Origin of the sequence: Streptomyces sp. NPDC005181, from assembly GCF_040608395.1 — a bacterium.
Lineage (GTDB): Bacteria > Actinomycetota > Actinomycetes > Streptomycetales > Streptomycetaceae > Streptomyces.
The window spans coordinates 1-21,770 of record NZ_JBEXID010000070.1; the positions used below are offsets into that span (position 1 = coordinate 1).

Annotated in this window: 17 protein-coding genes and 4 pseudogenes; 15 read left to right on the forward strand and 6 right to left on the reverse strand. The window is 69.3% G+C overall.

Going from position 1 to position 21,770, the window contains the following annotated elements:
* Positions 1-1,101: IS701 family transposase (locus ABZV38_RS30545; RefSeq protein WP_356331677.1), on the forward strand; the 1,101-nt coding region annotated here is incomplete at its 5' end.
* Positions 1,102-1,212: 111 nt separating this feature from the next.
* Here the strand turns inward: ABZV38_RS30545 and ABZV38_RS30550 are convergent.
* Positions 1,213-1,695 (reverse strand): annotated as a pseudogene (locus ABZV38_RS30550) (glycoside hydrolase family 97 C-terminal domain-containing protein); the annotation flags it as partial.
* A gap of 160 nt (positions 1,696-1,855) precedes the next feature.
* Here ABZV38_RS30550 and ABZV38_RS30555 point away from each other — a divergent pair.
* The gene (locus ABZV38_RS30555; protein ID WP_356331678.1) at positions 1,856-2,401 is read left to right on the forward strand and encodes a GNAT family N-acetyltransferase; all 546 of its coding nucleotides are present in this window, start codon (positions 1,856-1,858) and stop codon (positions 2,399-2,401) included.
* A 132-nt stretch (positions 2,402-2,533) separates the two neighbouring features.
* On the opposite strand, the gene ABZV38_RS30560 is transcribed toward ABZV38_RS30555, so the two are convergent.
* Both ABZV38_RS30560 and ABZV38_RS30565 read right to left on the reverse strand, forming a co-directional pair.
* A complete protein-coding gene (locus ABZV38_RS30560; RefSeq protein WP_356331679.1) occupies positions 2,534-4,567 on the reverse strand; it encodes a phosphocholine-specific phospholipase C in 2,034 nt (677 codons plus the stop codon).
* 142 nt (positions 4,568-4,709) lie between these two features.
* Positions 4,710-5,270: pseudogene (locus tag ABZV38_RS30565) on the reverse strand (zinc-binding dehydrogenase); the annotation flags it as partial.
* Between the two features lie 125 nt (positions 5,271-5,395).
* Here ABZV38_RS30565 and ABZV38_RS30570 point away from each other — a divergent pair.
* Together ABZV38_RS30570 and ABZV38_RS30575 are read left to right on the forward strand one after the other, a co-directional pair.
* The gene (locus tag ABZV38_RS30570; RefSeq protein ID WP_356331680.1) at positions 5,396-6,343 is read left to right on the forward strand and encodes a LysR family transcriptional regulator; all 948 of its coding nucleotides are present in this window, start codon (positions 5,396-5,398) and stop codon (positions 6,341-6,343) included.
* A gap of 183 nt (positions 6,344-6,526) precedes the next feature.
* The gene (locus ABZV38_RS30575) at positions 6,527-6,655 is read left to right on the forward strand and encodes a hypothetical protein (RefSeq protein ID WP_093772350.1); all 129 of its coding nucleotides are present in this window, start codon (positions 6,527-6,529) and stop codon (positions 6,653-6,655) included.
* An 18-nt stretch (positions 6,656-6,673) separates the two neighbouring features.
* Here the strand turns inward: ABZV38_RS30575 and ABZV38_RS30580 are convergent, their stop codons facing one another.
* Both ABZV38_RS30580 and ABZV38_RS30585 read right to left on the reverse strand, forming a co-directional pair.
* On the reverse strand, positions 6,674-6,862 hold the full coding sequence (locus ABZV38_RS30580; protein ID WP_356331705.1) for a hypothetical protein: 189 nt from the start codon (positions 6,860-6,862) through the stop codon (positions 6,674-6,676).
* A gap of 18 nt (positions 6,863-6,880) precedes the next feature.
* Positions 6,881-7,000, reverse strand: a pseudogene (locus ABZV38_RS30585) (helix-turn-helix domain-containing protein); the annotation flags it as partial.
* A gap of 198 nt (positions 7,001-7,198) precedes the next feature.
* Here ABZV38_RS30585 and ABZV38_RS30590 point away from each other — a divergent pair.
* From ABZV38_RS30590 to cimA, 9 genes and pseudogenes are all read left to right on the forward strand, one after another.
* Entirely contained in the window at positions 7,199-8,239 is a 1,041-nt protein-coding gene (locus tag ABZV38_RS30590) for a 3-isopropylmalate dehydrogenase (RefSeq protein WP_356331681.1), read from the forward strand.
* A gap of 241 nt (positions 8,240-8,480) precedes the next feature.
* Complete coding sequence (locus tag ABZV38_RS30595) at positions 8,481-9,569, forward strand: branched-chain amino acid aminotransferase (protein ID WP_356331682.1); 1,089 nt, start codon at positions 8,481-8,483, stop codon at positions 9,567-9,569.
* Positions 9,570-9,805: 236 nt separating this feature from the next.
* Positions 9,806-10,492 carry an urease subunit gamma gene (ureA, locus tag ABZV38_RS30600; protein WP_356331683.1) on the forward strand — a complete coding sequence of 229 codons (687 nt, stop codon included), beginning with the start codon at positions 9,806-9,808 and terminating at the stop codon, positions 10,490-10,492.
* The gene (locus ABZV38_RS30605) at positions 10,489-12,177 is read left to right on the forward strand and encodes an urease subunit alpha (RefSeq protein ID WP_356331684.1); all 1,689 of its coding nucleotides are present in this window, start codon (positions 10,489-10,491) and stop codon (positions 12,175-12,177) included. The genes ureA and ABZV38_RS30605 overlap by 4 nt, the downstream gene beginning before the upstream one ends.
* Positions 12,178-12,199: 22 nt before the next feature.
* Entirely contained in the window at positions 12,200-13,201 is a 1,002-nt protein-coding gene (locus ABZV38_RS30610; protein WP_356331704.1) for an agmatine deiminase family protein, read from the forward strand.
* Positions 13,202-13,204: 3 nt separating this feature from the next.
* Entirely contained in the window at positions 13,205-13,372 is a 168-nt protein-coding gene (locus ABZV38_RS30615; RefSeq protein ID WP_356331685.1) for a hypothetical protein, read from the forward strand.
* Positions 13,369-13,968 carry a TetR family transcriptional regulator C-terminal domain-containing protein gene (locus ABZV38_RS30620; RefSeq protein WP_356331687.1) on the forward strand — a complete coding sequence of 200 codons (600 nt, stop codon included), beginning with the start codon at positions 13,369-13,371 and terminating at the stop codon, positions 13,966-13,968. Before ABZV38_RS30615 ends, ABZV38_RS30620 begins: the two co-directional genes overlap by 4 nt.
* A gap of 61 nt (positions 13,969-14,029) precedes the next feature.
* Positions 14,030-14,827 (forward strand): annotated as a pseudogene (locus ABZV38_RS30625) (MFS transporter); the annotation flags it as partial.
* Positions 14,828-15,107: 280 nt separating this feature from the next.
* The gene (gene cimA / locus ABZV38_RS30630; protein WP_356331688.1) at positions 15,108-16,715 is read left to right on the forward strand and encodes a citramalate synthase; all 1,608 of its coding nucleotides are present in this window, start codon (positions 15,108-15,110) and stop codon (positions 16,713-16,715) included.
* Between the two features lie 70 nt (positions 16,716-16,785).
* Here cimA and ABZV38_RS30635 read toward each other — a convergent pair whose 3' ends face one another.
* Complete coding sequence (locus ABZV38_RS30635) at positions 16,786-18,654, reverse strand: lectin (protein WP_356331689.1); 1,869 nt, start codon at positions 18,652-18,654, stop codon at positions 16,786-16,788.
* 279 nt (positions 18,655-18,933) lie between these two features.
* Here ABZV38_RS30635 and ABZV38_RS30640 point away from each other — a divergent pair, with 279 nt between their 5' ends.
* Complete coding sequence (locus ABZV38_RS30640; RefSeq protein ID WP_356331690.1) at positions 18,934-19,908, forward strand: LacI family DNA-binding transcriptional regulator; 975 nt, start codon at positions 18,934-18,936, stop codon at positions 19,906-19,908.
* Positions 19,909-20,076: 168 nt separating this feature from the next.
* Positions 20,077-21,753 (forward strand): ABC transporter substrate-binding protein, encoded by a 1,677-nt coding sequence (locus ABZV38_RS30645; RefSeq protein WP_356331691.1) that lies wholly within the window; start codon positions 20,077-20,079, stop codon positions 21,751-21,753.
* Positions 21,754-21,770: the final 17 nt, after the last annotated feature.

The window sequence follows — 21,770 nt, forward strand, 5'->3', positions numbered from 1 at the left end:
CTGGGCGGGGACGGTAACCGGCAGGCCCTGGCCCACTTCGTGACCACCAGCCCGTGGGATCCGGCGCATGTGCGGGCCCGGCTGGCCTGGAAGATGGAGGCGGCGATCCGGCCGAGGGCGCTGATCTTCGATGACACCGGGTTCCTCAAGGACGGCAACGCCTCGGCGTGTGTGTCGCGGCAGTACACCGGCACCGCGGGCAAGGTCACCAACTGTCAGGTCGGCGTCTCGCTGCACCTCGCCTCGGATCATGCCTCGGCGGCCATCGACTGGCGGCTGTTCCTGCCCGAAACCTGGGCGCCCGGGTCCGCGAAGGCCGACCCGGACAAGGTCGCCCGCCGCACCGCATGCCAGATCCCCGAGGACGTCGGGCATGTGGAGAAGTGGCAGCTCGCCCTGGACATGCTCGATGAAACCCGCTCGTGGGGGATCGAGGTGCCACTGGCCATCGCGGACGCGGGATACGGCGACGCGGCGGCCTTCCGGCTCGGCCTGCAGGCCCGCGGTCTCACCTATGTGGTCGGAATCTCCACCACGCTCTCGGCCCAGCCCGGCGAGGCCGTCCCAGTGACCGAGCCCTACTCCGGGACGGGACGGCCACCGGTGGCGAAGTACCCGGACAAGCCGCAGTCGGTGAAACAGCTGGTCATCGCGGCGGGCCGGAAAGCCGCCAAACCCGTGCAATGGCGAGAGGGCTCCCGCCCCGGCAAGAGCAAGAGCGGCCTGAAACGGATGTACTCGCGGTTCGTCACCCTGCGGATCCGGCCCGCCGGACGCGAGGTCCGCCAGAGCGTTGACGGCCCGGAGCTGCCCGAGTGCTGGCTGCTGGCCGAGTGGCCCGCCACCGAGGAGGAGCCGGTCCAGTTCTGGCTCTCCGACCTGCCCGCCGACACCCCACTCACCACGCTGGTCCGCCTGGCCAAGCTCCGCTGGCGCATCGAGCACGACTACCGGGAGATGAAACAGGCCCTCGGCCTGGCCCACTTCGAAGGCCGCACCTTCACCGGCTGGCACCACCACGTCACCCTCGTCTCCGTCGCCCACGCCTTCTGCACCCTGCAACGACTGGCCAGGGCCCCAAAAGGAACGGCGCCGGCCTGAGCCTCTACCAGGTCGTCCGTGAGCTGCAGCTCCTGCTCGCAGCCTGGACCGGCGCCTGCCCCACCTGCCATCGCGGCACACCCACACCCATACAGACCTGACCAAGCCCTACTAGTGGCTGTCGCAGGACGTGCGCCCCGGTGCCCTGCGGCAGGCGACCGCCGCGAAGCCGCCGTCGGTCACGACATCCACCTGCAGCGTCCCGCCGCCACGCACTGCCGTACTCGTACGCACCAGTCCCACCGGTCCGTCCGTCACCGTCTCGACCAGCCAGCGTCCGGCTCCGATCCGCAGCGGCACCTCGGCGGTGTGCGCCGCACCCGCGTACATGCCGCCGATGAACCATCTGCTGCCGGACCGGCGGGCCAGCACCGCACTGCTCCCCGGCTCCCCGGCCAGCAGCCGCGTACTGTCCCAGGCGTCCGGCAACTGCTCCAGGAAGTGCCGGGCCTCCGGGCGTGCCTCGTACGACTCGGGCGTGCCCGCCAGGTTCTGGATGCCGGATTCGTACAGGACGGAGAGCCCCAACTCGCTCGCGTCGGAACCCGCGTTGGGTCGGTTCGGACGGTGGAAGGCGCCGGGAGTGAAATCCATCCTTGATCTTGCGTGGGTATCCCCGGCTGAAGCCGGGGATACCCACGCAAGATCAAGGATGGGCCCAACTCTCCTTGGGCGTCCCACTCTTCGACACGTGACAGCTACTCAATTGCGCGCTGAGTACCTGGTGGCGCAGGTGCCTGAGAGGCTGGGGGACATGACTGAGTCGTTGTGGCACACCATGCACACCTACGAGCTGACCCCGACCGCCCGCGACGGGATCCGCACCCTCCTCGACACCGCCTTCGAGGGCGACTTCAGCGACGACGACTGGGACCACACCCTGGGCGGCATCCACGTCTACGCACGCGACGGCAGCGGGCTCCTCGCGCACGGCAGTGTTGTCCAGCGCCGGGTGATCCACGCCCACCGCTCGTACCGCATCGGATACGTGGAGGGCGTGGCCGTCCGGGCCGACCGGCGGCGCGAGGGGCTCGGCGGCCGGGTGATGGCGGCGCTGGAGCGGGTCATCGACGGGGCGTACGCCTTCGGGGCCCTGTCCGCCTCCGACTCCGGGGCCGCGCTGTACGCGGCGCGCGGCTGGCAGGTGTGGCCGGGGCAGCTCGGCGTGCAGGGGCTGAGCGGCGTGGAGCCGCTGCCGGACGAGGAGGGCAGTACGTACGTCCGTGGCGCGGCCGGACGCCCACTGCCCGCCCCGTCCCGGAAGCTGATCTTCGACTGGCGCGACGGCGACGTGCTGTGACGGACCTGTTACGGCGCCCCCCGCGTCCCGGGCCGCGGGGGCACTGCAAGCAGGAGAGACGCGGCTGCAGCTGCTGAGGGCGGCGGCCTGCAGGACCTGACCGCGGGGGCGTGACCGTCAGGTCCTGACCGTTCAGCCGCTGATGCTCGCCGCCCCCGTCTCGATGTGGCCCGTGTACCGGCGCGACCACGTGCTGTCCGCGTCGGCCGTGACCGTGAAGTCGTACCAGCCGTTCTGCCCGGCGACGGCGTTGAAGTAGTCCTCCGTGGAACCGCCCGCGGGCACGGTGCACGTCCACGGCCCGTCGGCCCGGTAGTTGTTCGATCTGAGGGTGAACTTCACCGTTGCGGTGGATGCGTTGGACAGCCGGAACCAGATGGCGGTCTTGCCGGTGTCCGGTGCGGCGGCGTACCGCGCGGCGACCTCCAGGCTCTTGCCGGCCTTAGTGGCGTCTCCGGTGAAGCGGCGCAGGAACCGGTTGGGGCCGGTCATGGTGATGTCGTACTTCCCGTCGCCGTACCCCGTACCGATGTTGAAGTAGTCGGAGGCGGTTGTGCTCGCGTCGACCGTGTACTGCCAGGGTTCGGTCGAGCGGTACGCGGTCGGCTGGATCGAGAAGTGCGCGGCGCTCCTTGCGGGGGCGCCCTGGTTGGCCATGGAGAACCAGGCCAGGATCTTCCCGGCGGTACCGAACTCCAGCCGGTCCAGGTTCCCGTTCGTCTGGTACGGCAGTGCACGGGCCGGGCGGGTGCCGGGCTCCTGTGCGGGCAGCGCGTTGGTCTGCGGGGCCGGGTTGGGCAGTGGGGCACAGGTGCCGATGCCGATCACCTTGGCGGTGGAGGGCAGCGACGGCACTCCGTACACCGGATGCGCGAAGTCGAAGACCCCGGTCAGGTCACCGGTGACCTTACGGCGCCAGGCGCTGATGTTCGGGCAGGCGGCCGGCTTGCCGATGGCCGAGGTCCAGGTCTCCAGGAAGCGCAGCACCGAGGTGTGGTCGAAGACCTCGGAGCTGACCCAGCCGCCGCGGGTCCATGGCGACATCACCAGCATGGGGACGCGGAAGCCGAGGCCGTAGGGGACGCCGTTCAGGAATTCGCCGGCGGTGTTCGCGGGCGGCGCCGGGGGCGGCACATGGTCGAAGAAGCCGTCGTTCTCGTCGTAGTTGAGGAACAGGACGGTCGAGTCGAAGACCTCGGGACCGGCGGCGAGCGCCCGGTACACCAGGTCGACGAAGTGCGCGCCGTCAGCGGGCGGGGCATAGGGGTGCTCGGAGAACGCCTGGTTCGCCACCACCCAGGACACCTGGGGGAGGGTGCCGTTCAAGGCGTCGGCCTTGATGGCGGCGGCGATGTCGTCCGGTGTCGAGCCGGTGGCGGCGGGCACGGATGCCATGCCCCGGTCGTGCAGCGGGCTGCCGGGGGCGGCGTCGGTGAACTTCTTGAAGTAGGCGAGACCGTTGTCGCCGTAGTTGTCCTGCGCGTTCTGGTAGACCTTCCAGCTGACCCCGGCCCGCTCCAGGGCCTCGGCGTACGTCTCCCAGGTCAGGCCCGACTCGTCGCCGCCGTCGTGGCTGGAAGAGTCGACCTTGCCGCTCCACAGATAGGTCCGGTTGGGGCCGGTGGCGCTCAGGGTGGACGAGAAGTAGCCGTCGCAGATGGTGTAGTTGTCGGCCAGCGCGTAGTGATAGGGGATGTCGTTGCGGTCGAGGTAGCCGAGCGTACGGACGTTGCCCACCCCCGACACCCAGCTGTCGAGCCGGCCCTTGTTCCAGGCGGCGTGCTGGGAGGACCAGCTGTGCGGCAGATCGCCGTTGCACTGGGCGAGGGTCTCGCCGTCGGCGCCGCCTGCGGCGGGCGTGGCGCTCAGCTTCCACGGGTACTGGCGGCCGAGCCCGTTCGGCTGGTTGAAGACCGGCTGCCCGCCGGGGAGGGTGATCGCGGCCCGGTCGGAGAAGCCGCGCACCCCCTTGAGCCTGCCGAAGTAGTGGTCGAAGCTGCGGTTCTCCTGCATAAGGATCACCACGTGCTTCACATCGGTGATGGTCCCGGACGCCGGGGCAGCCGCCGTAGTGGCCGAAGCCGGTCCGGCTGCCCCTGGTATCGCGGCGCCCGCCGCCACACCAGCGCCCAGTGCCACAAAACTTCTCCGACTGACCGGTCGCATCCGTCCGCCTTCGCCACGTGTGTGCCCCGGTGGCACACCGAGCGCAAGGGTCCCGGCGATGGCCGGCCGGGTCCAGAGATGTGCGGAGCGGAAATGGTGAACAGCCGGTCAACTTCTTGTCCGGGCTGTGGTGTACGACGGTTCAGGCTCCGGTACGGATCAGCATCTTGCCGGTGTTCTCGCCGCACAGCATCCCGAGGAACCCGTCCACCGTCCGCTCGATTCCGTCCACGACCGTGACATCCGGCGTGATCAGCCCGCTCTGCAGGTGCGGGACGAGGAACTCCTCCAACTCGTGCTGCACATGCCGGTAGTTGCGGACGAGCACCCCTTCGAGCCGCAGGCTCCTGCCCACCACGTCGTACAGGTTGCGCGGGGCGGCCGGCGGCCGGTCGGCGGAGTGGTACTGGGTGATCGCACCCACCCAGGCGATCCGTCCGTGGTCGCGCAGCGCGGAGATCCCGCCCTCCAGATGTTCCCCACCCACGTTGTCGACGAACGCGTCGATCCCGTCGGGCGCCGCCTTCGCCAGCAGCTCGCCGACGGGTCCGTCGTGGTAGTCGAAGGCCGCGTCGAAGCCGGCCTTGGCCGCCGAGCCCGTACTGCCGATGATCCGGCCGGCGCCGAGCAGTCGGGCGATCCGCCCCACCGGGGTGCCGACCCTGCCCGCCGCTGCCGAGACGAACAGATCCTGGCCTGCCCGGCCGCACGGCCCCAGGGTTTCCCGACGGCCGAATCGATGAGCCCGGCAGTGGGTTGCGTCGATGGAAAGACCGTTTCCATGAGCAGCGTTCATGGAACGTCATGAGAGACCGGGGGACCGACCGGATGACCGACCTTGCCCCGCACGAGCTACGGGTACTCGTCGCTGTGGAGAGCGCCGGCAGTTTCTCCGTCGCCGCCCAGGCGCTGGGCATGAGCCAGTCCGCCGTCTCCCATTCCGTACGTACCAGTGAGCGCCGGATCGGGGCGGTGCTCTTCGATCGGGGCCGCCTGGGCGCCAGACCGACGCCGGCGGGCGCCGGCGCGATCGCCCATGCACGGCGCATCCTGCGGCTGCTGGAGCTGATGGGCGCCGAGGCGCGCGGTGCGGCGGCCGGTCCGGCGGGGACGGACACGGTGGCCGGACCGCTGCGGATCGCCGCCTTCCGCAGTGCGGCGCTCTTCCTGCTGCCGCCCGCGCTGGAGCGGCTCAGGGCCCGCCACCCCGGGATCGAACCGGTGGTGCGGGTGGTGCGCGAGATCGGGCGCGGGACGGCGGGCGAGGTGCTCGACGGGCGCGCCGATCTGGGGATCGCGACGATCGGGACGAGTTCCCCCGTACCGAAGGAGCTGGTCGGGGGAGTGCTGCTGGAGGAGGAGTACGCGCTGGTGCACCCGGTCGGCCATCCGGCACCGCGCTCGCTGCCGCTGGTCGACTGGGCGGAGAACTGCACCTCGTACACCCGGGACTGGTGGGCCGCGCAGGAATGGATCCCTGCGGCGACGGTGGAGGCCGAGGACGACGGAGCGGTGCTCTCGATGGTGTCCCGTGGTCTCGGAATGGCGATCATGCCGCAGCTCTCCCTGGAGGGAGTACCCGACAACGTCGAGATCACCGCTCTCGGACCGGAACGGCCGACTCGGTCCGTCGGCTATGTCACCACCCCTGAGCAGGCACGATCCCTGGCCGTGCGGGCCCTGATCCGCGAATTGCGGGCGGGCGGCGCCAAACCCCCGTCTCAGATAGTAGGAAGTCCGAGTAATTGTGGAGACAGACCGGCCGGGCTGCCCTAGCTTTGTAGGAGCCGAACGTCTCGCTAGATCCAGCGACTGGCGGTCGTGAGTGCGTGCCCCGATGCAGGCAACCCCTGCGGCATCCGCTCCCCGCCCTTCCGGCGCCTCGAAATCCCGATCTCGAAATCACGTTCACGATTTTTCGATCTCGAAATCCTCGCGATCTCAAGGAGTCGATCCACCATGGCCGAGACGACTGTCCGCCGCGTCCGTCACACCCACCGCCCGACCGAGTCGGAGCGCCAGAATGCCGCCGCCGCCCTGCAGCGAGCCCTCGACCGCAGGGACAACGGCGGCTCCACCGGTCACTGAGACCGGCCGGGGCCCGGCTCAGCCGCGGCTGAGCTCGAAGTGGTCGATGCGCTCGCCCGACTCGGCGAGCGTCGTGACCTTCATCCGGGCGTGCCGCCCGGGCTCGACCTCGACCGCGAGGAACGAGAAGCCGGTTTGACGTCCTCGCCTCCGTGAGCGGGGCGATTTTGAACGACTGGCCAGCTCCGACGACTTCGGATACGCCATATCCGCGGTGTGTGCGTCACGCCGTGCCCGCAGGCAGTCGTTCCACACCACCCGCGCACAACCGAACGCCTGACCCAATGCATCGCGTTGGCCAGGGCTCGGCTCTATCCGAAACGAATATCGAAGCTGCACACCCACGACCGTACGACTACAGATCGATGTTCCCTATGGCAAGAACAGAGCTGGCGAAGCATTGCGCTTTTGTGCTCAGGGTCGCATGGTTCCGTGACCTGAATAGTCACGATCTGTTCGCCCGAGTGCTCCCCGACAAGGGCTCGGGCGTCCGTATGGTGGACGTAAAATGTCATGGGGTGGGACGAGCGGTAAGGTGCCGACATGTCTCGCAGCATCAATCTCGCAGTGATCCCTGGTGACGGTATCGGCCAGGAGGTCGTAGCTCAGGGCCTCAAGGTCCTCAATGCTGTTCTCCCGCAGGATGTGAAGCTGGAGACCAAGGAGTTCGACTTCGGGGCCAAGCGCTACCACGCGACCGGTGAGACCCTCACCGACGCAGATGTCCAGGCGCTCAAGCAGCACGACGCGATCCTGCTCGGCGCGATCGGTGACCCCTCGGTCCCGTCCGGCGTCCTGGAGCGCGGCTTCCTGCTGAAGCTCCGGTTCCTCTTCGACCACCATGTGAACCTGCGGCCGTCGAAGCTCCTCCCGGGTGTCGCGACCCCGCTCAAGGGCCAGCCGGAGATCGACTTCGTCGTGGTCCGCGAGGGCACCGAGGGTCCGTACACCGGCAATGGCGGCTCGATCCGCACCGGCACCCCGCACGAGGTCGCCACCGAGGTCTCGGTCAACACCGCCTTCGGCGTCGAGCGTGTGGTCCGTGACGCCTTCGCCCGCGCCCAGGCCCGCCCGCGCAAGAAGCTGACGCTGGTCCACAAGAACAATGTGCTGGCCTACGCCGGGCACCTGTGGACCAACATCTTCAACAAGGTCGCGGCCGAGTTCCCGGACGTCACCACCGACTACCTGCACGTGGACGCGGCGACGATCTTCCTCGTCACGCAGCCCGAGCGCTTCGACGTGATCGTCACCGACAACCTCTTCGGCGACATCATCACCGACCTCGCCGCGGCCGTCTCCGGGGGCATCGGCGTCGCGGCCTCGGGCAACATCAACCCGAGCGGCGAGTTCCCCTCGATGTTCGAGCCGGTCCACGGCTCCGCCCCGGACATCGCGGGCCAGGGCAAGGCCGACCCCACGGCCACGATCCTCTCCGTCGCCCTCCTGCTGCGCCACTTGGGCTACGAGGCCGAGGCCGTGCGCATCGAGGACGCCGTCTCCGCCGACCTCGCGGAGCGCGGCGACGCCCCCCGTACGACCTCGGAAATCGGCGACGCGCTCGCGGTACGCGTAGCGAGCTGACCCGACGACTCCACTTCGAAGCCGCCGGGTCGCCACCGCACCCGGCGGCTTCTCCTGCGTGGTCCCGGGTGCCACCATCGAACCCTGGACCGCAATCACGTCATTTCGTGCACGGCCCCGCACGAGCGATAATCGAACGGGGCCGCGGCTTGCGATAAAGCTCGGACGTCCTAGCACCTGTCTGACAGGAGTGGCGTGAGCGCGGTCCCTCACACACAACACCGGTGAAGGACACGCACTCATGACGACGCCCACGATCGAGCTCAAGCCTTCTTCCACCCCGCTGTCCGACGCGGAGCGCGAGGCGATCCTGGCCAACCCCGGATTCGGCCGCTACTTCACCGATCACATGGTGATCATCAAGTGGACCGAAGGCCGCGGCTGGCACGACGGCCAACTCGTCCCTTACGGTCCGCTGTCGATCGACCCGGCCACCAACGTCCTGCACTACGCGCAGGAGATCTTCGAGGGGCTCAAGGCATACCGCCAGCCCGACGGATCGGTGGCCACCTTCCGCCCCGAAGCCAACGCCAAGCGCTTCCAGCGCTCCGCGCACCGTCTTGCCATGCCCGAGCTGCCGGTGGAGACGTTCATCGAGGCGTGCGACGTGCTGGTTCAGCAGGACAAGGCATGGGTTCCGGCGCACGGCGGCGAGGAGTCGCTCTACCTGCGTCCGTTCATGATCGCGTCCGAGGTCGGCCTCGGTGTGAAGCCCGCCAACGAGTACCTCTTCATCGTCATCGCCTCGCCCGCCGGCGCCTACTTCCCCGGTGGTGTGAAGCCGGTCTCCATCTGGCTCTCCGAGAACCGGGTCCGCGCCGTCCCCGGCGGCATGGGCGACGCCAAGACCGGCGGCAACTACGCCGCGTCCCTCCTCGCCCAGGCCGAGGCCGCCGAGCAGGGCTGCGAGCAGGTCGCCTACCTCGACGCGGTCGAGCACAAGTGGGTCGAGGAGCTCGGTGGCATGAACCTGTACTTCGTGTACGGGAACAAGATCGTCACCCCGGCCCTGACCGGCTCGCTGCTCGCCGGTGTCACCCGTGACTCGCTGCTCCGGGTCGCCCGCGACCTCGGCTACGAGTCCGAGGAGGGCCGCGTCTCCATCGACCAGTGGCGCACCGACACCGAGAACGGCACCCTCACCGAGGTCTTCGCCTGCGGCACCGCCGCCGTCATCACCCCCGTCGGCATCGTCAAGTCCGCGGGCGGCGAGTGGACCCAGAGCGACGGCAAGCCCGGCGAGGTCACGATGAAGCTGCGCGACCGGCTCCTCGACGTCCAGCGCGGTATCGCGCAGGACACCCACGGCTGGATGCACCCGCTCGGCTAGCCCGCCTGCTCCGCTCCGCACGACGAAGGCCGCGCCCGGCACCCCACCGGGCGCGGCCTTCGTCGTGCGTCGGCGGCGAGCACCCTGCCGCCGGTCGGCCGCCCTATGATCCGCAGCCGATGCGCCGCAACTGAGTGGTGACGTGATTAGAGCGGCACTCGAAACGATGCGAATCTCCCTTCCATTCCATCTTCGCCTCCCGTTAGAGTGACGCTCTAATCGAGAGGTGTGGAGACGTGCGACTGACCCCGACGGAACGCGACCGGCTGCTGCTCTTCGGCGCCGCCGAACTGGCCCGGGCCCGCCGCGCCCGCGGGCTGAAGCTCAACGTCCCCGAGGCGACCGCCCTGATCGCGGACACCGTCTGTGAGGCAGCGCGCGACGGGCGTCGGCTCGACGAGGCCATCGAGGCCGCCCGGTCCGTGCTGGGCCCGGACGATGTGCTGCCCGGGGTCGCCGACGTCGTCACCGAGGTCCATGTGGAGGCCGTCTTCGACGACGGTTCGCGGCTCGCCGTCGTCTCCCGCCCGTTCGGCGGCGCCGGGCTCGGCGACGGTGGGCCCGGGGCCGTCGTCCCCGGACCCGCCACGCCCGAGCCGGAGCCCGCAGTCCGGCTGACCGTACGCAACACCGCGACCGTCCCGGTCAGCGTGACCTCGCACTTCCACTTCTTCGAGGCCAACCCGCGGCTCGACTTCGACCGAGGCGCCGCCTACGGCATGCGGCTCTGTGTGCCCGCCGGGTCGTCCGTCCGCTTCGGGCCCGGCGAGCGCGTGGACGTCGGTCTCGTACCGATCGGCGGCGACCGGATCGCCATCGGCTTCGCCGGTCTGGTCGACGGCCCGCTCGATGCGCCCGGCGCCCGGGAAGAGGCGCTGCGCCGCGCGGCGGCGTGTGGATATCTGGGAGCTGGACAGCGATGAGCATCGATCCTTACGAGTACGCCTCCGTGCACGGCCCGCGCGCCGGCGACCGGGTCAGGCTCGGTGACTCCGGGCTGACCGTCCGCGTCGAGTCCGACTCTCAGCAGTACGGCGAGGAGTTCCTCGCCGGGTTCGGCAAGACCGCCCGTGACGGGCTGCACCTCAAGGCCGCCGCCGTGCGTGCGACCTGCGATGTCGTCATCAGTAATGTGCTGGTCATCGACGCCGTGCAGGGCATTCGCAAGGTGTCGATCGGCATCCGCGAAGGCCGGATCGCGGCGATCGGGCGGGCCGGCAACCCGGACACCCTCGACGGAGTCGATGTCATCGTCGGCACGGGGACGTCGATCGTCTCCGGCGAGGGGCTCATCGCCACCGCGGGCGCCGTGGACACCCACGTTCATCTGCTGTCGCCGCGCATCATGGAGGCCTCGCTGGCCTCCGGTGTCACCACGATCATCGGCCAGGAGTTCGGCCCGGTCTGGGGCGTCGGCGTCAACTCGCCGTGGGCGCTGCGCCACGCCTTCAACGCCTTCGATGCCTGGCCGGTCAACATCGGCTTCCTGGGCCGCGGTTCGTCCTCGCACGAGGCGCCGCTGGTCGAGGCGCTCGCCGAGGGCGGGGCCTGCGGGTTCAAGGTCCACGAGGACATGGGCGCCCACACCCGCGCCCTGGACACCGCGCTCCGGGTCGCCGAGCAGCACGATGTGCAGGTCGCCCTGCACAGCGACGGGCTGAACGAGTGCCTGTCGGTCGAGGACACCCTGCGCGTCCTCGAAGGCCGGACGATCCACGCCTTCCACATCGAGGGCTGCGGGGGCGGACACGTACCGAACGTCCTGAAGATGGCAGGCGTCGCGAACGTCATCGGCTCGTCCACCAACCCGACGCTGCCCTTCGGCCGGGACGCGGTCGCCGAGCACTACGGGATGATCGTCTCCGTCCACGACCTGAAGACCGATCTGCCGGGCGACGCGGCCATGGCCCGCGACCGGATCCGCGCCGGGACGATGGGCGCCGAGGATGTCCTGCACGACCTGGGTGCGATCGGCATCACCTCGTCCGACGCGCAGGGCATGGGGCGGGCCGGGGAGACGGTGCGCCGCACCTTCGCGATGGCGGCGAAGATGAAGGCCGAACTCGGACCGATGGACGGCGACGGCCCGGCCGACGACAACGGGCGCGTTCTGCGCTACATCGCCAAGCTGACCATCAACCCCGCCATCGCGCACGGGCTCTCCCACGAGGTCGGCTCCCTCGAGACGGGGAAGCTCGCCGACATCGTGCTGTGGCGGCCCGAGTTCTTCGGCGCGAAGCCGCAGCTCGTGCTGAAGTCCGGCTTCCCGGCGTACGGAGTCACCGGCGACCCGAACGCCGCCACCGACACCTGCGAACCCCTCGTGCTCGGACCGCAGTTCGGTGCCTACGGGGCGACAGCCGCCGATCTCTCGGTCGCGTTCGTCTCGCAGGCCGCGACCCAGCTCGGGGCGGACCTGATGCCGACCCGCCGCCGCCGGGTCGGGGTCCGCGGCACCCGCGGCATCGGCCCCGCAGACCTGGTCCACAACTCCCGTACGGGACAGGTCGCCGTCGACGCGCGCAGCGGCCTGGTCACACTCGACGGCACCCCGGTCCGCTCCGAGCCCGCCGACTCCGTCTCCCTCAACCGCCTCTACTTCCTCTAAGGACCCCGCAGTGACCTTCCGCATGCCGCCCGAGTGGGCCCCGCACGAGCGCACCTGGATGGCCTGGCCGGGCCCCAACCCCACCTTCGGCACCGACGCCGAACTCGACGAGGCCCGCCGCGCCTGGGCCACCGTCGCCCGGACCGTCCGCCGCTTCGAACCCGTCACGATGGTCGTCGGCCCCGGCCAGGAGGACAGCGCCCTCGCCCTCCTCGGACCGGACATCGAACTCGCCGTCCGCCCACTCGACGACGCCTGGATGCGCGACATCGGCCCCACCTTCGTCACCGATGGGCAGCAACTGGCCGCCGTCGACTGGACGTTCAATGGATGGGGCGCGCAGGGCTGGGCCCGCTGGAAACACGACGCGCACATCGCCCGCTCGGTCGCGGAGCTCGCCGCCGTCCCCGTGCACAGTTCCCCGCTCGTCAACGAGGGCGGCGCGATCCATGTCGACGGCGAGGGCACCGTCCTGCTCACCGAGACCGTCCAGCTCGGCAAGGAACGCAACCCCGAGTGGACCCGAGCCGAGGCCGAGGCCGAGATCCACGCCCGCCTCGGTACGGAGAAGGCGATCTGGCTGCCGCGCGGGCTGGCCGGTGACTACGGCACGTACGGCACCCTGGGTCACGTCGACATCGTCGCCGCCTTCGCCCGCCCCGGCACCGTCGTCGCCCACGTCCAGACGGACCCGGCCCACCCCGACCACGAGATCACCCGCGAGACAGTCCGCATCCTCCGGGAGGCGACCGACGCCCGGGGCCGCGCCCTCGAGATCGTCGAGGTTCCCGCGCCGACGGTGCTGCGGGCGGACGGTGAATGGGCCGACTACTCGTACATCAATCACTACCTCTGCAACGACGGCGTCGTGCTGTGCGCCTTCGACGACCCGCGCGACGAACTGGCCGCCGGGATCTTCCGCCGCCTGTTCCCGGAACGGACCGTGACCCTGGTCGACGCCCGTACGATCTTTGCCGGCGGTGGAGGCATCCACTGCATCACACAGCAGCAGCCTAAGGTCTGAACCATGCCGAGCAACTCCCCCCACGCCGGACAGGTTTACGCGATCGAGCGCTTCTACGCCGTGCCGGACGACGCGTACGCTGCCGCGGTCCGTACACCGCCGCCGGGCGCAGTTGCCGGACTGCGGGCGCTGCCGGCGGCAGACGGATGGACAGCAGGAGCCCCCCGATGACCCCCGCCCCGCGCCGCCGCAACACCGCCCCGCCCCGGGAGGAGGTACTGGCCGCCGCCATGGCCACCATCGCCGAACGCGGCCTGGACGGCCTCACCATGGCCGGTCTCGGCCGTGAGGTCTCCATGAGCAGCGGGCATCTCCTCTACTACTTCCGGACCAAGGACGAGCTGCTGCTGCAGGCCCTGGAGTGGAGCGAGGGCAGGCTCGGCGCACAGCGGCGGGAACTGCTGTCGCGGCAGACCACGGTCCGCGAACGGCTCGATGCCTACGTCGATCTGTACATCCCCGACGGCCACCGCGATCCGCACTGGACGCTCTGGCTGGAGGTGTGGAACCGCTCGCAGAACGCCGACGCCGATGCGCGCGCCCGGCAGGCGGCGATCGAGCGGGCCTGGCACCGGGACCTGGTGGCGCTGCTGGCGGAGGGCGCCTCACGCGGGGAGTTCCGGGCCGTCGATGCCGAACGGTACGCGACTCGGCTGCGCGCCCTGCTCGACGGATTCAGCATCCATGTGGCGATCGGCCTGCCGGGCACCGACCGGGGCGGAATCCTGTCCCATGTGCGGGAGTTCCTGGACGAGTCGCTCGCCTGAAGCCGCCGTCCGTCACCGCTTCGGCAGCCGGCTCCGCATCAGCGCGAGTGCGTCCTCGGCGCCCTGGTGGATCTGCTGCGGGGCCCTCGGCGCGGCCATCGTCTTCTATCTGCGCCGCTCCATGCTGGAGACCGAGGTGTACGCCGAGTCCGGCGCGGCGGCCCAGGAGGACCGGGGCACGCTGAAGGCGCTGTGGGGGCACAGGCGCGAGGCGTTCCTGGTGATGGCGCTGACCATGGGCGGGACCGTCGCGTACTACACGTACACGACGTACCTCACCAAGTTCCTCTCCAAGAGCGCCGGGATGGAGAAGTCCACCGCCTCGCTCGTCAGCTTCTGCGCCCTGTTCGTCTTCATGTGCATCCAGCCGCTGGCCGGCATGGTCTCCGACCGGGTCGGCCGCCGCCCGCTGCTGATCACCTTCGCCGTCGGTTCCGCCTTCCTGACCGTGCCGATCATGACGATGCTCAAGAACGCGGGGACCTTCTGGCCCGCGTTCGGCCTGGCGCTGCTCGCTCTGGTCGTCGTCACCGGTTACACCTCGATCAACGCCTGTGTGAAGGCCGAGCTCTTCCCCACCGGCATCCGCGCACTCGGTGTCGCCCTCCCGTACGCCCTCGCCAACGCCCTCTTCGGCGGCACCGCCGAATATGTGGCGCTCTGGTTCAAGAAGGCGGGCATCGAGTCGGGCTTCTACTGGTACGTGGCGGGCTGCGCCGCGGTATCCCTCGTCGTCTATCTGACGATGCGCGAGACCCGCGACATCGACCTGGGCCGGGTCGGCGCGGTCGATCGGAAGACCGGGCAGGCGCCGAAGACGGAGCCGTCCGGCGCGACGAGCGTCACGCCCGCATCCTGAGACGGGCGAGGGCACGGAGGCAGCGCTGTGCAACACTGCCTCCGTGTCCTTGTTCGTCATGATTATTGGCAGCAGGCGCGCCGGTCCGCAGTGACCGTCCCGTACCACCAGATGCGGAGCGGCCACCGTGCCCCAGACCCGCGCGCAGACCTCTCGCACCCGCGAGGGGTTTTTTCGTTTTCCGGTCCTCACCTCGGCCGGGCCGATGCGCGCGCGGGATGATGGGGGCAAGTGGAGCCCGATCGTCCGGATCCACTCATCCGACAGGAGTCAGATCAGCATGACCACCAAGGCCAAGGCCACCGACGACAGCTTCCATGTCTTCGACACCACACTGCGCGACGGTGCACAGCGTGAAGGCATCAACCTGACGGTCGCGGACAAGCTGACCATTGCCCGGCACCTGGACAACTTCGGCGTGGGCTTCATCGAGGGCGGCTGGCCCGGAGCCAACCCCCGCGACACGGAGTTTTTCGCCCGCGCCCAGCAGGAGATCGAGTTCAAGAACGCCGAGCTGGTCGCCTTCGGCGCGACCCGCAGGGCGGGCGGCAAGGCCTCTGCGGACCCGCAGGTCAAGGCGTTGCTGGAGTCGGGCGCCCCGGTGATCACGCTGGTTGCCAAGTCGCACGACCGGCATGTGGAACTCGCCCTGCGCACCACGCTCGACGAGAACCTGGAGATGGTCCGCGACACCGTCTCCTACCTGCGCGAGCAGGGCCGCCGGGTCTTCGTCGACTGTGAGCACTTCTTCGACGGCTACCGCGCCAATGCCGAGTACGCCAAGGACGTCGTCCGGGCCGCCTCCGACGCCGGCGCCGATGTCGTCATCCTCTGCGACACCAACGGCGGGATGCTTCCCGCCCAGATCCAGGCCGTCGTCTCCACGGTCCTCGCCGACACCGGTGCCCGGCTCGGCATCCACGCCCAGGACGACACCGGCTGCGCGGTCGCCAACACCCTGGCCGCCGTCGACGCGGGCGCAACGCACGTCCAATGCACCGCGAACGGCTACGGCGAGCGGGTCGGCAATGCCAACCTCTTCCCTGTCGTCGCCGCCCTGGAACTGAAGTACGGCAAGGCCGTCCTCCCCGACGGCGCACTCGCCGACATGACCCGCACTTCGCACGCCATCGCCGAAGTCGTCAACCTCACGCCCTCCACCCACCAGCCCTATGTGGGTGTCTCCGCCTTCGCCCACAAGGCCGGACTGCACGCCTCCGCCATCAAGGTCGACCCGGACCTCTACCAGCACATCGACCCGGCGCTGGTCGGCAACACCATGCGGATGCTCGTCTCCGACATGGCGGGCCGCGCCTCCATCGAGCTCAAGGGCAAGGAGCTCGGCATCGACCTCGGGGGCAACCGCGAGCTCGTCGGGCGCGTCGTCGAGCGGGTCAAGGAGCGCGAGCTCCAGGGCTACACGTACGAGGCCGCCGACGCTTCCTTCGAACTGCTGCTGCGTGCCGAGGTCGAGGGCCGGGTACGCCGCTACTTCCGTACGGAGTCCTGGCGCGCGATCGTCGAGGACCGCCCCGACGGCACCCACGCCAACGAGGCGACCGTGAAGCTCTGGGCCAAGGGCGAGCGTCTCGTCGCCACGGCCGAGGGCAACGGCCCGGTCAACGCGCTCGACCGGGCCCTGCGCGTCGCCCTGGAGCGGATCTATCCGCAGCTCGCCAAGTTGGAGCTGGTCGACTACAAGGTCCGCATCCTGGAGGGCCGCACCGGCACCGAGTCCACCACCCGGGTACTCATCACCACGGGCGACGGCACCGGCGACTGGGCGACCGTCGGCGTCGCGGAGAACGTCATCGCGGCGTCCTGGCAGGCGCTGGAGGACGCGTACACCTACGGCCTGCTGCGGGCCGGGGTCGAACCCACGGAGTAGTCGCCTCGGTCCGGGGCGGGCCCACGGAGCAGTCTCCGCGGGCCCGCCCCCCCCGGACAGACCGGCCCTGTTACTGGAGATGCCACTTCTGGTTGGCGGCTCCGGTGCAGGTCCAGATCTGGGCGCGGGCCCCGTTCGCCGTCGACTGGTCGGTGATGTCCAGACACTTGTCCGCGGCCGTGTTGACGACATCACCCGTCGAGGCGTTGTACGTCCAACGCTGCGCCGACGAACCGTTGCAGGTGTACAGCTGCACCTTTGCTCCATTGGCCGTCGACGCGGACGTCACATCCAGGCAGGAGCCCAACGCCTGGATGGAACCGTCCGCTGCGACCGTCCAGCGCTGCGCCGCCGAGCCGTTGCAGTCATAGAGCTGGACGGCCGTCCCGTCGGCGCTGCTGCCGCCCGCGACGTCCAGGCACTTGCCCGCAGGGCCCGAGAAGACGCCCGAGGTACCGGGGGAGCCGGACGGGCTGCCGGACCAGGTGAAGGTCACCGAGGTGCGGCCCGGAAGCGAGTAAGTGAACTTCTGGCCACCCCAGTTGACGGTGATCTGCTGCGCCGACGTGCCGCCGTTGTACGCGATCAGCGCCTTCGAACCGTCCGGATTGCGCCAGGCCACATTGGGCACGGTGGAGCTGGCCGTCGAGGCGATCCGCTGGGCGCCGGGCCGGACGAACTTCGTCAGATGACCCATCGTGTAGTACTCGATGTTGTAGTCGACCTGCCCGCTCCTGCTGTCCCCGTTGTGCACGGTGATCAGCCCGTCGCAGATGCCGCAGCCGCCGTTGTGCGGGCCCCGGTTCTGGTCCACGGCCAGGGACCACTTGGTCACCGACTTCGCCCAGTTGCGGGTGTAGTCGACGATGTTGAGCATGTCCTCGCGCTGCTGGTCGGCGATCCAGGTGCCGCCGGAGTGCTCGGTCTGGAAGGCGTCCATCGTCGGGTACTGGTTGTGCACGGTGGTCTGCTTGGTGATGTCACCGCCGTAGCCGTGCCAGGCGACCCCGCCGAAGTTCGGGTGGTTGCGCACCGCCGGGTCGTCCACCGTGGCGGCCGCGTAGGCGTCGTAGGTGTCCCAGTTCCAGTCGTGGGCGAGGACCTTGGTGGCGAGCCCCGCGGACTGGAGTCTGGGCAGCAGCTCGCTCTTGGTGAAGTAGGCGAGCCCCGAGCCGTTCCAGCTCATCGACGGATAGCCGGAGCAGCAGGTCGGCTCGTTCTGCGCGGTGACGTAATCGACCGGAATGCCCTGGTCCCTGTACGCCTGGAGGTACTTCACGAAGTAGTCGGCGTACGTGCCGTAGTTCCCCGCCTTCAGCCAGCCGCCGTTCAGCTGGCCGCTGTCCTTCATCCAGGCAGGCGCGGTCCATGGCGACGCGACCGTCGTGAGCGCCGGGTTGAGCTGCTTGGCCTGCTTGGTCAGCGGGAGCACGTCCTCCAGATCATGTGCGATCGAGAATTTCGCCAGCGACGGGTCGGTCTGGCCGGACGGTATGTCGTCGTATGTGTAGCCGGTCCTGGCGAGGTCCGAGCCGCCCATCGGATTGCGTACGAACGAGAGCCCGATGCCCTCGGTGGGGGAGAACAGCTTCTTCATCGTCGCGTCGCGGGTCGCCTGGCTGAGCGCCCCGCTGCTCTTCATCAAGTACGCGGCCGTGTCGGTGAACGAGGCGCCGCCGCCCGTGAAGGTCTGGTAGCGGGTGTTCTCGTCGACCGTGATGTTCGTGCCGCTGCCACCGTTCCCGGAACCGAAGGCGACCGGGGTCTGTGCCTCCAGGCCGCGGGTGACATGCCGGCCACCGGCGTCGTCCGTCGTGGTCAGCGCGATGTTCACGGTCTCACCGGCGGCCTGCGCCGTACCGGACGAGAGCCCGCTGAGACCCGCGGTCGCGAGCGCTGTGGCGACCAGTGCGCGAGCCGCTCTGCTTGATCTGATCATGGGCTGCTGCCTTTCTCGGCAGGGACTGTGGGGGAGTTGCCGTCGATCGAGGCGTGAGTGAACTGCCGTTGCGGGCTCGCGTCAAGGGGGCGTGCGTTCATGACTTGAACGCACAACACGTCCTGCCTGCTGGGGAGATGGGTACGGACCAATGTCGACGTGAAGTATTGACGGCACTGTTCCAGCGGGGTTAACTCACGCCGCAACGCCGGTACCGGTTCCGGAACCGGTTGCGGTACCGGTTCCGCTTCCCGTCCTGTCTTGTCCCGGAGGCCCCCGATGCGTGTCACCATCGCCGATGTCGCCCGTGAGGCCGGCGTCAGCAAGACGACCGTCTCCCGGGTCATCAACGCCAAGGGCGAGGTGGGCGGTTCCACGGCCGCCCGTGTTCGCGAAGTGATTGCACAGCTCGGTTACGTACCCAGCTCGGGCGCCGTCGGACTGGCCCGCGGCAGCAGCCGTACGGTCGGCATGCTGGTGCCCTCGCTCACCTGGCCGTGGATGGGTGAAGTGCTCCAGGGCGTCGTCGACACCGTCGAGGCCGCCGACTACGGGCTGCTGCTCTTCACCTGCAACCGGGGCGCCGAGTCCGTGGAGCGCTTCACCAGCCAGGTGTCGGCGCGTGCCTTCGACGGACTCGTCGTCGTCGAACCCGAGAACACTCTCGACCATCTCACCGCACTGCACCGCGGTGGCCTGCCGATCGTGCTCATCGACGACCGAGGTCACCACCCCGAGTTCCCCTCCGTCGTGACCACCAATCACGAAGGAGGCGCGTCCGCCGCCCGCCATCTGCTGGCCGCCGGACGTACCAGGCCCCTCGTCCTCACGGGCCCCCAGCACTTCGGCTGTGTACGCGACCGGCTGGACGGATTCCGTACGGTCCTGCCGACCGATCTCATCGTCCAGGGGGACTTCACTGAACGGTCCGGCCGACAGGCCGTGGAACAACTCCTCGCCGAGGGAGCACAGTTCGACTCGGTCTTTGCGCACAACGACATCAGCGCGGCGGGCGTGCTGCGGGCGTTGCGTGCGGCCGGCCGGTCCGTGCCCGACGACATCGCAGTGGTCGGCTTCGACGACATCCCGATGGCCGAGCACACCGAACCGCCCCTGACCACCGTGCGCCAGCCCACCCGGCAGATGGGTGAGACGGCTGCGCGGCTGCTGCTCTCCCATCTCGGCGGCACGGCCACCCCGGACGAACCGGTCGTGCTGCCCACCGAACTGGTCGTGCGCCTCTCGGCGCCGTAGCGGTCCGGCCGGGCTCCCTCCCGGCCACCCGCACCCCGTACCGCCTCCCCGCGCACCCTCGGCACCACCCGCACCTGCACCGCCCCGCATCACCCGTACGCGGCGCGCCGAGCGCCGACCACCCTCCGTCCCGGATCTTCCGGACCCGCAGTCCCTCCTGGAGTCGCCATGTCCGTACGCCGCCGCCCCACGCTGAGAGCGCTCTCAATCGCCACTGTCGTGGTCGCTCTCGCCACCGGTTGCTCGTCCGCCAACTCGGGTGCCAACAAAGGGGGTGGCGGCGCCTCCGGCGTGCTGACCCTGGGCAAGCCGGACGGACCGCAGACCAACAACAGCAACCCGTTCCTCAGCACTTCAGCCGGTGCCACGCTGGGCTACCGCTTCATGGTCTACGAGCCGCTGGCGATGACGAACCAGATCAAGCCCGCGGACAAGGCCAAGCCGTGGCTGGCGACCGACTGGAAGTGGGAGTCCAACTTCACCAAGGTCACGTTCAGCCTCGACCCCAAGGCCAAGTGGGCCGACGGCAAGCCGCTGACCGCCGACGACGTCGCGTACACCTTCGAACTGCTCAAGAAGCACCCGGCGCTGAACGGCAACGGCATCCCGTTCGACGGGGTCGCGGTCGAGGGCAAGACGGTCGTCCTGACCTTCAAGGACTCCCAGTACGTCAACCAGAACAAGATCACCCAGCAGTTCATCGTGCCCAAGCACATCTGGGAAAGCGTCAAGAACCCGGAGACCTGGCCCAACCGCACCCCGGTCGGCTCCGGCCCGTACAAGCTGAAGACGTTCACCCCGCAGACCACCACGCTCACGGCCACGCCCACCTACTGGAAGGGCAAGACCAAGGTCAAGGAGCTGCGGTACACCGCGTACAACGACAACAGCGCGGCGACCACGGCGCTCGCGAGCGGCAAGGTCGAGTGGTCGTTCGTCTTCATGCCGAACTACAAGCAGCTGTTCGTCGCCAAGGACCCCAAGAACCACAAGCTGTGGTTCCCGTCCGGCCTCGGCATCCACGGACTGTGGTTCAACACCGCACGCAAACCGTTCGACAACCCGGCGCTGCGCAAGGCCATGGCGATGGTCGTCGACCGCAAGGCGATCTACACCCAGGCCGAGGCCACCCTCTACCCGGAGATCACCAACCCCACCGGCATCCCGCTGCCCGCCGGTGACTCGTTCCTCGCGCCCGAGTACAAGAGCGCGACGACCGCGCCCGATGTGGCCGGCGCCAAGAAGATCCTCGACGACGCCGGGTTCAAGCTCTCCGGCGGTGTGCTGAAGGACCCGAGCGGCAAGCCGGTGAAGCTGACGCTGACCGACCCGGCCGGCTGGAACGACTACATCACCGGGCTCTCGATCATCAAGGACAACATCAAGCAGCTCGGCATCGAGGCGAAGGTCAAGACGCAGACCGCCGAGGCCTGGGGCGCGGACGTCGCCAACGGCAACTTCGACGCCACCTTGCACTGGACCAACAGCGGCGCGACCCCCTACGACATGTACCAGAACATCATGGACGGCGCGCTGCTCCAGCCCATCGGCAAGAGCTCCCAGCTCGGCAACTTCGGCCGCTTCAAGAGCCCCGAGGCGACCCAGGCGCTCAAGGACTACGCCAACGCCACCGAGGAAGCCACCCGCATCACGGCCATGAACAAGCTCCAGAAGATCATGGTCGAGGAGGCGCCGGTGATCCCCACGGCCGCCGCCCCCATCGGGGCGGAGTACTCCACGAAGAACTGGGTGGGCTGGCCCACCGAGGCCGACGCGTACGCCCCGCCGCAGCACACCCAGCCCACCGCGCTGGAGATCGTGCTGAACCTGAAGCCCGCCAAGTAAGTACGGGGAAACGGACC

Excerpts from the sequence above, each read along its gene's own strand:
- ABZV38_RS30555 (WP_356331678.1), top strand. The coding sequence starts at position 1,856 with ATGACTGAGTCGTTGTGGCACACCATGCACACCTACGAGCTGACCCCG.
- ABZV38_RS30560 (WP_356331679.1), bottom strand. The coding sequence starts at position 4,567 with ATGCGACCGGTCAGTCGGAGAAGTTTTGTGGCACTGGGCGCTGGTGTG.
- ABZV38_RS30570 (WP_356331680.1), top strand. The coding sequence starts at position 5,396 with ATGACCGACCTTGCCCCGCACGAGCTACGGGTACTCGTCGCTGTGGAG.
- ABZV38_RS30575 (WP_093772350.1), top strand. The coding sequence starts at position 6,527 with ATGGCCGAGACGACTGTCCGCCGCGTCCGTCACACCCACCGCCCGACC.
- ABZV38_RS30580 (WP_356331705.1), bottom strand. The coding sequence starts at position 6,862 with ATGGCGTATCCGAAGTCGTCGGAGCTGGCCAGTCGTTCAAAATCGCCC.
- ABZV38_RS30590 (WP_356331681.1), top strand. The coding sequence starts at position 7,199 with ATGTCTCGCAGCATCAATCTCGCAGTGATCCCTGGTGACGGTATCGGC.
- ABZV38_RS30595 (WP_356331682.1), top strand. The coding sequence starts at position 8,481 with ATGACGACGCCCACGATCGAGCTCAAGCCTTCTTCCACCCCGCTGTCC.
- ABZV38_RS30605 (WP_356331684.1), top strand. The coding sequence starts at position 10,489 with ATGAGCATCGATCCTTACGAGTACGCCTCCGTGCACGGCCCGCGCGCC.
- ABZV38_RS30610 (WP_356331704.1), top strand. The coding sequence starts at position 12,200 with ATGCCGCCCGAGTGGGCCCCGCACGAGCGCACCTGGATGGCCTGGCCG.
- ABZV38_RS30615 (WP_356331685.1), top strand. The coding sequence starts at position 13,205 with ATGCCGAGCAACTCCCCCCACGCCGGACAGGTTTACGCGATCGAGCGC.
- ABZV38_RS30620 (WP_356331687.1), top strand. The coding sequence starts at position 13,369 with ATGACCCCCGCCCCGCGCCGCCGCAACACCGCCCCGCCCCGGGAGGAG.
- cimA (WP_356331688.1), top strand. The coding sequence starts at position 15,108 with ATGACCACCAAGGCCAAGGCCACCGACGACAGCTTCCATGTCTTCGAC.
- ABZV38_RS30635 (WP_356331689.1), bottom strand. The coding sequence starts at position 18,654 with ATGATCAGATCAAGCAGAGCGGCTCGCGCACTGGTCGCCACAGCGCTC.
- ABZV38_RS30640 (WP_356331690.1), top strand. The coding sequence starts at position 18,934 with ATGCGTGTCACCATCGCCGATGTCGCCCGTGAGGCCGGCGTCAGCAAG.
- ABZV38_RS30645 (WP_356331691.1), top strand. The coding sequence starts at position 20,077 with ATGTCCGTACGCCGCCGCCCCACGCTGAGAGCGCTCTCAATCGCCACT.